At 34.6% G+C, this 12,669-nt stretch carries 10 protein-coding genes; 4 read left to right on the top strand and 6 right to left on the bottom strand.

Features of this window, described 5'->3' with window-relative positions:
- The first annotated feature begins 36 nt into the window (after positions 1–36).
- The 4 genes from tyrS (at position 37) to Q4500_RS05025 (ending at position 2,868) form a co-directional block, all read left to right on the top strand.
- On the top strand, positions 37–1,329 hold the full coding sequence (tyrS, locus tag Q4500_RS05040) for a tyrosine--tRNA ligase (protein ID WP_303598640.1): 1,293 nt from the start codon (positions 37–39) through the stop codon (positions 1,327–1,329).
- A gap of 25 nt (positions 1,330–1,354) precedes the next feature.
- The gene (locus tag Q4500_RS05035; RefSeq protein ID WP_303598639.1) at positions 1,355–1,738 is read left to right on the top strand and encodes a hypothetical protein; all 384 of its coding nucleotides are present in this window, start codon (positions 1,355–1,357) and stop codon (positions 1,736–1,738) included.
- A gap of 77 nt (positions 1,739–1,815) precedes the next feature.
- Entirely contained in the window at positions 1,816–2,349 is a 534-nt protein-coding gene (locus tag Q4500_RS05030; protein WP_303598638.1) for a hypothetical protein, read from the top strand.
- 69 nt (positions 2,350–2,418) lie between these two features.
- Entirely contained in the window at positions 2,419–2,868 is a 450-nt protein-coding gene (locus tag Q4500_RS05025) for a hypothetical protein (protein WP_303598637.1), read from the top strand.
- Positions 2,869–2,873: 5 nt separating this feature from the next.
- Here the strand turns inward: Q4500_RS05025 and Q4500_RS05020 are convergent, their stop codons facing one another.
- From Q4500_RS05020 to Q4500_RS04995, 6 genes are all read right to left on the bottom strand, one after another.
- Entirely contained in the window at positions 2,874–5,393 is a 2,520-nt protein-coding gene (locus Q4500_RS05020) for a DUF3857 domain-containing protein (protein WP_303598636.1), read from the bottom strand.
- 89 nt (positions 5,394–5,482) lie between these two features.
- Positions 5,483–6,460, bottom strand: a complete 978-nt coding sequence (locus Q4500_RS05015; RefSeq protein WP_303598635.1) for an acyl transferase — start codon at positions 6,458–6,460, stop codon at positions 5,483–5,485.
- A gap of 74 nt (positions 6,461–6,534) precedes the next feature.
- Complete coding sequence (locus Q4500_RS05010) at positions 6,535–6,858, bottom strand: T9SS type A sorting domain-containing protein (RefSeq protein ID WP_303598634.1); 324 nt, start codon at positions 6,856–6,858, stop codon at positions 6,535–6,537.
- 177 nt (positions 6,859–7,035) lie between these two features.
- Positions 7,036–7,344: a T9SS type A sorting domain-containing protein gene (locus Q4500_RS05005; RefSeq protein WP_299322013.1), complete on the bottom strand. Its 309-nt coding sequence runs from the start codon at positions 7,342–7,344 to the stop codon at positions 7,036–7,038.
- Between the two features lie 245 nt (positions 7,345–7,589).
- Positions 7,590–9,644, bottom strand: a complete 2,055-nt coding sequence (locus Q4500_RS05000) for a hypothetical protein (protein ID WP_303598633.1) — start codon at positions 9,642–9,644, stop codon at positions 7,590–7,592.
- A 55-nt stretch (positions 9,645–9,699) separates the two neighbouring features.
- A complete protein-coding gene (locus Q4500_RS04995; protein WP_303598632.1) occupies positions 9,700–12,528 on the bottom strand; it encodes a TonB-dependent receptor in 2,829 nt (942 codons plus the stop codon).
- Positions 12,529–12,669 lie beyond the last annotated feature (141 nt).

The following is a 12,669-nucleotide window of genomic DNA, read 5'->3' as shown; positions in this document are numbered from 1 at the left end:
ATTTATATTTGCATTTCAATTAAAATTCAGGAAGAGATGACAAATTTTGTCAAGGAGTTACAATGGCGCGGAATGTTGCATGATGCAATGCCAGGAACAGAAGAACATTTATTAGAGAATATGCAGTCTGCGTATGTTGGTATAGATCCAACGGCAGATTCTTTACATATAGGTCACTTGGTAGGGGTAATGATGCTTCGCCATTTTCAATTGGCAGGGCACAAACCATATGCTTTAATTGGTGGAGCGACAGGTATGATCGGTGATCCTTCTGGTAAATCTGCAGAACGTAATTTACTTGACGAGAAAACACTTCGTCATAATCAAAATGCCTTAAAAGAGCAATTATCTCGTTTTTTAGATTTTTCTGGAGATGAAGAAAATGCTGCTGTTTTGGTCAATAATTATGACTGGATGAAAGACTTCTCTTTTTTAGAATTCATTAGAGACGTAGGTAAGCATATTACGGTAAATTACATGATGTCTAAAGACTCTGTAAAAAAGCGCCTTTCATCAGAAGCGAAAGAAGGTATGTCATTTACTGAATTTACCTACCAATTGGTTCAAGGGTACGATTTTCTGCACTTATACAGAGAACATAATTGTAGCCTTCAAATGGGTGGTAGTGATCAGTGGGGCAATATTACTACGGGTACAGAATTAATTAGAAGAATAGCCGGTGGTAAAGGGTATGCACTTACGTGCCCTTTAATAACAAAGGCAGATGGTACCAAATTCGGTAAAACAGAAGGTGGTAACGTTTGGTTAGATGCAGAAAGAACTTCACCATATAAATTCTACCAATATTGGTTGAATACGTCAGATGATGATGCAAACAAATACATCAAGATATTTACCTTTTTAGGTCAGCAAGAAATTGAAGATTTAATAAAAGAACATACAGAAGCTCCGCACTTAAGATTACTTCAAAAAAGATTGGCAGACGAGATTACGGTTATGGTACACTCGCAAGATGATTTAGATAATGCAGAACGTGCAAGTCAAATTCTGTTCGGTAAGTCTACAGCGTCTAATTTAAAAGGATTGAATGAAAAAACATTCTTAGAAATTTTTGATGGCGTACCACAAGCAGAACTTTCAAAATCTGAGTTAACAGACGGTCTAGATATGATTGGTGCACTGGCAGCTAAAACCAACTTTTTAGGTTCTAATGGTGAGGCAAGAAGAGAATTGAAGCAAAACTCCATTTCTGTGAATAAAGAGAAGGTAAAAGAAGACTTTTTAATTACAGCGGATGATTTGATCAATGACAAGTTTGTTTTGTTACAAAGAGGTAAGAAGAACTACTTTGTATTGGTATTTAAATAGATAAATCTTTTTTAGACTGTATTTTATGAAGTTGAAACTTGTAGCAGTATTGTTCTTGTTATTTATTTCTTGTAGTGATGATGATCGCATAATAGAAGATATGGCTTTAGAAGGCGATTGGATACTTTCAAATGTTGCTTGTTATTGTAGCTTCGGGGAAGATGTAGATTTTTCTTTGACTACGATTAATTTTGATTCAAGAAGAGCCATGGTTACGGTTTCTAATGAAAGTGAATACATTTTTTTTAGAGAAAATGGAGAGCATTTTTATGGCGGACAAGCTAATAGAATCAATTTTTCTGACGGATCTGTGTACTTTTTCGAAACTAGAGGTGAGCAACTTACACTTACGTATGAAGACAATCCTGATATTGCAGATGATGAGGTGACTTTTGTTTTTACGCGCTAAGAAAGAGCACGTCATTTAGAGTAGCTATTTTTAAATATTTCTTTTATAATAGCGTTTGTTAGCATAAACCCCAAATTATGTATAAGAAGAGTATTGCTGTTATCTGTTTGTTTACATTATTTACGGCTTGCGATAAGCTCGATGAGTTGACAAAGTTTGATATGGAATATAGCCAACGCGCTACCATACCTTCTTCGGCAGTAATTGATTTACCTTTCGATGTATTTACTGCGGAAATGGAGACGAATTCAGAATCTACTTTTGAAGTAAACGATACCCGAAAAGACCTTATTGAAGAAATAAAGTTGACCGAATTAGAATTGGTTATAATTTCGCCAGAAAGTACTGATTTCAGCTTTTTAAATTCGATAGAGGTATATATCTCTGCGGATGGATTAGAAGAAATTAGAATTGCAAGTTTAGACGAAGTTCCTGAAGATGCTGGTAATAAAATAACTTTAGATACCTCAGATGCAGATTTAAAAGAATATATTAAGAGTGATGAATTCAGTTTACGATTGAACACCGTTACCGATGAATTAATGAGTACGGACCATGAGTTGGAAGTAAATTCTACCTTTTTCGTCGATGCCAAAATAATAGGACTTTAATTTAATAATGCCTTAACGCAACTATTTGCTAAGTTGGGTATCTTGTAATTAGTTAAAAGTCTTCGTGCTATGGAAAGATATGCCCTTTTGTTCTTGTTTCTAGTTTTTCTTGCCTCTTGTGCTAATGACGATGACTTCGGTTTAGAGTCAACACAATTTGTATTTTCAGAACAAAAATGGGAGTTAACTCAAATGTCTGGCAGTTTTCAAAATTCAGAAACTACAGGCGAAGAAATGGAATGGCAAGAATATTATATTTTCTCACCAGAAGGTACTTTTGTAAAATCAAGAACTATTGGTGATGAGCTAGTTGAGGCTACGGGTAGTTTTGAGGTCGTAGAATATGAAAATGATCTTAATCACTACCTAGAACTTAATTTTGAAACCGGTAATGAACTAGCAGGTAATTGTACAGGTGATAGTAAAGAGCTTTTAATGTACAGAAATTCAACTATGATTTCTAGCCTGTGGATGGCGTGCGATGGACCTGGTTTAGATTATTCGCTTTCAAAGAAATAAATCTCTTATATTTTTAATTGCAATTCTTCAATTTCAGACTCCTTATTGCTATAGGTATTCACAAAAGTATTTTTAACCCTTTCAGAATTCAGAAAATAAGGTATCCAGATAGCAGAAGAAATAATGGCTTTAAAAATATCTGAAGTTGCTGTAGGGTCGGGAATATCGAATTGATTCATAAGAAAGCTTTCGATTAACGTAATACCCAAATTGCAACCATAAAATATGATCATCATTTTTGGGGCAGCTGTTCTTTTTTGTAAAAACAAGAGTATGGTTAATACAGCGAATGTTAAGAAGGTAAAATTATAGAAGAGCTCAAAACCTAAGTATGCTTCTAGCATTTTTGCATTTTCATAACCGGCATATTCGAAACCGTCCCAAATAGTTTTATCAAAATACCCATTTTGGTAAATATTATAAATGAGTATAACAGGTGTCAGAACTAAACCGATTAATGGAAGAATTAACCAGCCTCCAAATTCTTGTCCGGGTAAAGATGCTTCTTCGTCCTTTTTTGGGTTGTAGCTTTTGTAAAGTTTAATAGCGAAAAAGATGCTTAATGCAGTTGATAATAACATTATAAAAATGGATAACCAACTAATTCCCGACTCCGATTCGTTATCGCCATAGGTTAGTTGTAATCCAATTTTATCTCTAAGATCGTCATGTTCTTTAATAAATGATCGTGTATCGGCAGCTGGTATAACATCTTTCTTTAATTCATATTCATAATTTAAAGTTATCATGTTCCCTGTTTGCTTAATCGTCTTCGAAAAGCTGTAATAATCATTATCTATTTTGATGTCTTTTAAATTTAATGACCAAGGTTCTGGTAATAATATGCGTGTAGTTTGTGTAAAACTAAAAGGAGCTCCAGCACTATATGGCATTTCTCTTTCTAAAGAATTATTGTAGCTAATTAATCCGTCTAAGACTAGTGAATTGGTATCAAAGTAGATAGTTTCATCGTTTTCTATCGTGCTCCAAAGACCTTCAATATCATAGTATTCGTTTGTGGTAAATATATTTTCCCATGGTCTTGAGTCATCTAAATAAGTTACTTTTTCACTTGAAGAAATTGAAGGGTATAAACTACTATAGAAATTTAGATATTCTTTATTTATACTTTCTTCCTTATTGTTTTTAAAATAGGCTCTGGTATTATCTGCTCTACTGCCAAAGTATTCTGTTTTTACTTCAAATTTCGCGTCACCGCCAATTTTGTTTACGGTTATATCTTCAACAATTCTAATACGCGAATTAGTTTTGTGCGGTATCTTTTTTAATGCTGTACTACCCTCTTTTAGTAGTAGTCCCTTTTTATAATCGGGTGTGTATAAATGATAAAGGTTACCGCCTTGGCTAGAAATAGTAGGGTCTACGAAATACTCCTCACCGCCATGTTCGAAGTAGACAATACAATGGTCGAACATTAGGTGGCTAGGCAAAAATTTATCTAAATTTTCACTTGATTTTGTGTTGACCAAAATAGGAAAAGAACTAACACCTTGGTTTTGTAATAAAGTCGCCAGTAGTAAAGATTTGTCTTTGCAATCGCCGTATCTACGATCTAATACGACATCAGGTTTAGTAGGTTTAAAGGCTCCAATACCAGATTCAAACCCTAAATAGCGAATATCATCTTGCACAAACCTAATAAGCTTGATAATAACATCTTGTTTAGAATCTAGCTCTTTATCTATAGTTATAGGGTTCTTCAAATGTTCTTTAGGAAATTTGTAATATGGCGTCATTAACTCTACGACACTTTTCCAATTATTAAAGGTTGATACAGAAATACGCTTTTGTGAGTTATACCAATAAGGGGTGTTACTATCATAAGTTACATATTCACCACTATTATTTATCCAAGTATATTCTTTGCCTAAAGTGGTGTTATTTACTTTCGGTTCATTAGCGCCGTTAAACGTTTTATATGTGATGGGGTTGTTAGAATCGGTTAAAATTCTATTATAAACACTATTAACTGGTGTGGTATATTCCTCATAGATAAGGTTAGAATAATTGTCTTCATTTATGGGATTAAAACCTTTGATAGAGTAAGAATATTCAATGATGTCATCAACACGAATATCTGATAGGTTAATAACAGAAGTTAATGACCCGTCATATAGTGAACGTTCTAAATTGGTTTCTCTTTGAAAGGTGTTTATAAATGATTTTTTTAATTTATCAATGATTTCACCATTTCGAATAACTTGTGCTTTATGGAATTCTATTGTTTGATATTCTGGGTCGTAAGATGCGCTAATGTCAGACATTTCCTGAATACCATCACTATTCAAAATTTTAAAAGCATAGTGAACAAACTGTTCTTTTTTAATTAAATTATCTTGATAATCTAATAACAAGTACTTGTAGGCGCCTTCTTCTTTAGCGTCTTTTTTGTTTGTAATTGATATAGGAGTAACCCAATTAGGAGTTGAGGTTTTTTTTGCTTGTTGAGCGTTTGCGAAAAGAGATGCAAGTAAGAAAAGAAAGATATAAATATGAAGGCGCATTAATTCTTGTTTACGTTAAATATGGTATAAGTAAGAAATATCTTAAGTAAACAACGTAGCGCTTTTGTAAAACGTATAAATGTAATAACCTACAGTACCATCAAATTGCACCCTCTAATATCAGAATTATCGAATCTTCCGATAATTTCAAAAGTGCCGTCTTGGTTTATTTTACCTAAATCTTGAGTAGCGATAAAGGAGCAAGAATTGATATTTGCCAAATCGATTACATTGATTCCGCCAGACTTGCCATTGTTTAAATAGCTAAGTGGGTCTTCGGTATCTCGTACTAAAATCTTCATCCAAGCTGGGCAATCGAAAACGCCGTTTCCTTGAGAATATGCTTGCGATAAAAGTTCTGTCATTCCGTATTCAGAATGTATATTTTGAACTCCGAATCCTGTTGATAGTAATTGATGTAATTCTTGGCGTACAATTTCTTTTCTACGACCTTTCATACCACCAGTTTCCATAATAATGGTATTGTTTAAAGACATTTGGTATTGCTCGGTAAACTCAAGCAAAGCAAAAGAAACACCTATAATCAATATTTTAGTGTCCGTTTTTTGAAGCTCAAGTAGTAGCTCGTGCAGTTGTTCGTATTCATTTAAAAAGAAACCGCTTTCTGGGTGATGCGATTTTTTAATCAGATCATCGGCCATATAAATCAAAGAAGAGCCTGTACGTTCTAAATAGGATGGTAAAAGAGCAAGAACACAATAGTCGGCAATATCGCCGTAAAAGTGGTTAAAAGCCTTTAGGTAGCTCTGCTCGTATAGACTTAAGTCGGTAACAAAGTGCTTACTAGTTTCATTACCTGTTGTGCCGCTACTGGTAAATGTTATTTCTGGTGTATTGGTCGTGCTAAGAATTTCTTTAGACTTAAAGAATTCTATAGGTAAAAAAGGAATTTGTTCTAAAGTTTGAACAGCATCTGGTTTCACATTTAAATAAGTACAAAAATCGTGGTAGACTGCGTTGTTGTCGTATTGAAGCTTGAATATACGCAATGCTTGGGTTAGAAAATCCCCTTCTGTTTGTATATCAAAAATAGCATTATGCTTCATGTTCGGTACCAATTAAGGCAAAGGTACTGAACCAAATTATTTTAATTGTTTTGAGATGAACATATGTAGGTTATTTATTTCACCACTAGCTTACGGGTAATTGATTTTTCGTTTTCAGTTACTTGAACAACATAAACGCCAGGTGAAAGTCTAGATATATTCATAGCCTTTGCAGACAATTTTTCGGTTAAGACTAGCTCTCCGAATACATCATAAACTCTAACTTCTTTTATACTGTTTTTCTGTGTTGTTAAATAAACAACATCAGCAATTACTGGGTTGGGGTATAATTTGAATCCGGCAATTTCATCGTTACGTAGGTCGTTTATATCTATAGTGTCTTGGGCGTATAAGCCAACGGAGACTACCATAAATAGCATAAAGTAGATTTTCTTCATTTGATATTGATTTGGGATCAACACTTCAAAGGTATGGTTAAGTGTAACTTGAACACCGAAAATGTTGTGAAACCAAATTTTTTGTAGGTCAATGAGAAAGTCGAAGTAATTCGTCGTAAAAACGTGTAGTTAACCGATAGTGAATTTTAAAAATACCGAGAAAGAGAGAGGGAGTTATTACTTAACAATCAACTTACGTGTGCACATCTTGTTCTTTTCAAGAACACGCAATACGTAAACACCAGAGTCTAAATCAGAAAGATTCAATTCTTTACCTAAAATAGTAGTCTTCAATAATAATGTACCAAATACATCGTAGATGAAAATTTCTTTAGGTGCGTTAAGGTTGGTAGAAATATAAACTTTACCTGTAGTAACCGGATTTGGATACATACTAAAACCATCAATATCTCCATTGCTTTGGGTACTTTGTCCATAGCTGAAGGAAATAACAAAAAAGAAGATGATTAGGTAAAGGTGCTTCATATATAGCTGGTTACAAATGCTATGCCACAAATATAGGAATTTAACAGTCCTTTTTATTTTTGTAAGAGTAGATATTGTGAAAAGATCGATGAAATGCAATATAATCGATGAAATACACTATTTATGACCTTAACTACCTATTTTATTGTGGTTTTAAGTAGCGTGTAGTCTTTAATTGTAAGAATTATTCTAAACAAAAAAAGCCCGCAATTTGCGGGCTTTTAATTAAATTATAATCTTGTTATTTAGTTACCAGTTGCCCAAGTAAAAATTGCAACATCTACAGCAGTTCCATTAAAAACATCATCTTCAGCTGTAGTAAGTGCAGTCTCGTCAACAAGTACGTTAGCTAATGGACCGTTATCTTTCATATCAACGTTAGTTGTGTAACCAACTAGGCTAACATTTGTTAAAGAAGCTCCAGAAGTCTTTTTAAATTGTAAAGCAGTCCCTCCAACAGTTGATACAGCAGTAAAGTCAATTAACTTCGGATTCCCGTTTGCTTTATCAGCTTCAACCGCAGTAGAAAAACCTTCTTCGCTATGTAATACGTATGCCGTTGTAACAGTACCGTTCCAACCTTCTGTCCAGTCAATAGAATCATCTTGGTTGTTTTCGAAATACAAGTTAGTAGCAGAAACAGTTCCGCCAAAGAACTCAACTCCGTCATCTTCACCATCGATCATAGCAACATTGTCAATAGTTGTTCCAGATCCTACAGCGTAAAGTGTAAGTCCGTTGTACTGAGATTCAGCATCAATTTGAGCACCAGCATTCTTAATTATCAAGTAGCTAATTGAACCAGAATTATCATCATCAGTAGTACCACCATATTTGAAGTTTCCAACTTCAGCAGTTGCATCTACACCTTCAGTAGTAGTTGCATCGCCTAAAATCACTAATCCGCCCCAATCACCAGGGTTATCATTTGTAGAAGTCATAACTACTGGGTTAGCTGCAGTACCTTCTATTGAAATCATACCGCCTTTTTGTACTACAATATAAGTTTCAGTTTCGTCGCCAGACTCAACCTGAGCAGTAATTTTTGTGCCTGCAGGTATTGTAAGCGTAGCGCCATCTTCAACACTAAGGTTTTTAGATAAGAAGTAGTTTATACCTGCATCTAAAGTAAGGTCGCTAGTTAAGTTACCTGTTAAAATGCTGCTACCAACAGCTGCATCTGTATTAACCCAATCAAAAATTGCGATATCAACTGTTGCATTTGCATTGTAGCTAGTATCTGGGTTACCAGCTTCACCTTCTATAATTACGTTAGCCAAAGGACCATCGTCTTTCATATCAATTGAAGTTTCGTAACCACTCAAAGAAAGTCCGGTAATTGTCGCTCCAGAAGTCTTTTTAAATTGTAAAGCAGTACCACCTACTGTAGAAACAGCAGTAAAGTTAATTAGCTTTGGATTTCCGTTTGCTTTATCAGCTTCAACCGCAGTAGAGAAACCTTCTTTAGTATGAAGAACATATGCATTGGTAACAGTACCGTTCCAGCCTTCTGTCCAGTCAATAGAATCATCTTGGTTGTTTTCGAAGTATAAGTTAGAAGCAGAAACAGTTCCGCCAAAAAACTCAACACCGTCATCATCACCGTCGATCATAGCAACATTGTCAATAGTTGTACCTGAACCTACAGCATACAGCGTAAGACCGTTATATTGTGAATTGGCATCAATTTGAGCACCTGCATGCTTTATAATCAAATACGAAATTGAACCAGAATTATCATCATTTGTAGATCCACCATATTTAAAGTTGCCAACTTCAGCAGTTGCATCAACACCTTCGGTGGTAGTTGCATCACCTAATAATACTAGACCACCCCATTGACCAGGTTGACCACCTGTAGATTGCATAGTTACTGGAGCAGCAGCTGTACCTTGTACATCTATTTCACCACCTCTTTGTATGACAATGTAAGTTTCAGTTTCGTCACCTGTTTCAACAGTTGCGTTGATTACGGTTCCTGCAGGTATAATTAATTTAGCTCCGGCTTCAATACTATAATTTTTTTCTAATGAATAGGTTTTAGTCGCATCAAGTGTTCTTTCTTCAGTTAATTCTCCTGTTAAAACAGTACTTTCTTCTGGGTTTGTTACTTCGCAAGCAGTACAAGATCCACCACAATCTACTCCTGTTTCATCACCATTTTTTATACCATCGGTACAAGTCGGTGCTACAGCATCTGGTCCATTATCTGGATCATTATCATCACTGCTACAACTGGCAAAGGTAATAGCTGCTGCAAGAGCAAAAACTTTTACAAAATTTTTCGTTTTCAATTTCATAATAAACATTTTAAAAGATTAAAATTAAAGATTAGTGAGTATTGAGTGTTTCTAATTAGAATTTGTAATTAAGCCCTAAGCTTATTCCCATACCGGTAGAGTAAGAGCTAACAGTTTGCTCTAGTTCTATTTCAGTTACTGGGTTGCGAATTAATTGTGTTTGTTTTATTTCTGGATTTAATAAGTTTTTACCTGTAAGGCTTACTTTAATATGCTCACCAAATTCTTTACTGATTTGGGCATTTAAGACTACGAAACCATTTTCAACGATAGCGTCATCATAAAAGATGTCTCTATTGGTTTGGTCAGTAGGTACACCTAAAGAATAAATTTTGTCTGATGCATAATTTGCATTTATAGATGCCGCAAAAGGATTGTCACCAGCAGTATCATAATTTAAACTAGTATTGAAAATCCAATCAGAAGCACCTTGAAGTTCTGTTTTGGTAATACCTTTGTATTGAAAACTTCTTAGTAAATTACCTTCCTCGTCGTAAATTTCTTTTAAATCTTGTTGATGCCACATACGGGTTACATTAAGAACCATATTAAGGTTGTAGCCTGATTCTGAACCATCGTCATCGTTGTAAGTAGGCGTTACTAAATCTAATTTAGTTTCTGCTTCAAGACCAAAAATTTCAGCTTTCTCGCCAGAGTTGAAGTAAGAGAAGATACCTGCAGAACCTCTTTCTCTAACTCTGTTAATTGGGTCAGCTATGTCTTTATAGAATGCAGCAACAGAAACTAGTTGAGCCGCAGATGGAAAGTATTCCCATTTTAAATCTAAATTGATGTCTTTTGAAGCTATTAAGTCTGGATTACCTCTTGTTATTTGACCAGTAGGAGAAACATAGTTAAAAGGTGCAATTTCTTTAAATTCTGGTAATGTAATCGTACGGCTTACTGCTAAACGTAAAGCATTTAGTTCGTTAATAGTATACTTGACATTTAAGCTAGGATAGAAGTTACTGTAATCTTGATTGCTATCTCCTGTTCTAGGTGAAAGATTGCCAATGTCATAGGCCACTTTAATCTCATCTTTTTGAAAACGTAAACCAGCATCAAAGTTCCATTTTTCCAGACCTACATTGAAAGCGAAAAATGCAGCTTTAGACTCTAAAGAACCCAAGTAAATATCTTTTCTTTCATTATTTGCGTTAGAACCTAAAAGATTGATTTCTAATAATCCTGCATCAAAATAAGATTGACGAAAAATACTGCCTAAATCATCTATGGATGGTGGGTTAACCGCATTAGTGTTAACTTCTTCAACACCAACGAATTCAGAACTAAAATCACGTTCTTTATTTCTGTAAGAAACACCAAAGTTTAATTTGAAATTTTGCTTTTCCTCATCAATAATTTTTAATTCATCTTTTAAGTACGCACTGTATTCATTGTCTTCAATTTTTTGACTTGATTTACGTTGTTGAAACCCACCATTTCTACCAAGTTGAACAAGCGTGCCATCTGGATCAAAATTGACTTCGTTTCTAATTCTGTTTGGCTCATCGGCATTTAAAAGGTTATAACCCGCGGCCCAGTGCAGCGTATTTTTCTCACCAATTTGGTGTCTACCTATTAATTGTGTTACTAATAATCTGGTTTGTTTAGTGTTCTGGTCTCTAATGAATTGAAAAAGACCTTCGCTTGGGCTGGTTTCTTCAAAGATTGTTGCCTCGCCGTTACGACCTCCTTCAAAAACATTTTCATCTAGTTTGTTAACGAAAAAGGTGCTTGACTTAATTTTGTTCTTAGCGTTGGCTAAATAGGTAATATCTAACAAACCAGTGTTTACAATTTTCTTTTGATACATTGTTGCATCGGTAATTGAATCATCAATAAAGTTAGAACGGTATTGTCTAAAGACTCCTTCTCTATGCTCAAAAGATCTAGAATGAGAAGCTGTGAAGAATATAGCAAGCTTGTCGGCTATTTTCTTGCCAGCAGCAATTGACATAGAATAGTTCATCGGATTTTCTTGTCGTAAAGTATTCCAACCTTGCTTGGTAATTAATTGTTGCGTAGTAAGGTTTTGGTCGTAGAAACCAAATGTTGTATTTTTTGAATTTGGTGATATTCTGAAATTATCATAAACTCCGCTTTTTATAACGTTTGAATTTACACCACCAGAAACCCCAATTGCAAGTTCACTAGAACCAGCTAATTCTCTAGAAGTAATGTTAACATTACCTGAAGCTTGATCAGCAGATCCATCTACTCCGTACGTTTTACTGATACTTACGTTTTGAAGAACACGAGTAGGAAATAAAGAAAGGTCAATGTTCTTTTTATCAATATCGTCAGAAGGTACAGGAAGACCATTTAATGTAGAAGATAAATATCTATCACCTAATCCTCTAACGAAAACATCTCCGGAAGCTTCACTGCTAGATACACCTGATATTTTTGTAGTGGCTGTAGCAGCATCAGATACTCCAATTTTAGCTAGCTCAACGGCACCAATACTTTCTTTAATTTCGATAGCTCTTTTTTGATCTAGTAATAACGCTGTCTCAGAATCTTTGCGAGCTACTGTAGTTACGGTAACTTCATCTAAAGAAACACCTTGAGATGCACTTAAGGGAACATCTATAGTTGTTACCTTACCTGCTATAACTTCAACATTTGGTATTTCAACTGTTTCGTAACCTAAGTAACTAAAAGATACGGTATATGTACCAGGCTCAATAGCTGATATTTCATATAAACCATCAAAATCAGAAGTGGTTCCTTTAGTAGTACCTTTTAATAATACGTTGGCAAATGGTAATGGTTCGTTGTTTAATTCTTTATCGGTAAGTGTTCCAACAATGCTTCCTGTGTCTTGTGCACTAGAAATAATAGAGATAAAAAGGAATGTAAAAAATAGTAACTTGTTCATTAGATATATCGATTCTTTAATCAGCGGCAAAGAAACAGAGAGGTTGTAATGTTCGGGTTAGATCCATGTTAAACATTTATTTTGTTAATGTTATGTAAACGTTACTACATTAAATCAATGTTAAGTGGCGTTACAGTAATA

It is taken from the genome of Maribacter sp. 1_MG-2023, from assembly GCF_030547005.1.
Taxonomy (GTDB): Bacteria; Bacteroidota; Bacteroidia; order Flavobacteriales; family Flavobacteriaceae; genus Maribacter.
The sequence above is the reverse complement of the archived record's forward strand: the minus strand, read 5'-3'. Positions and strand labels throughout refer to the sequence as shown.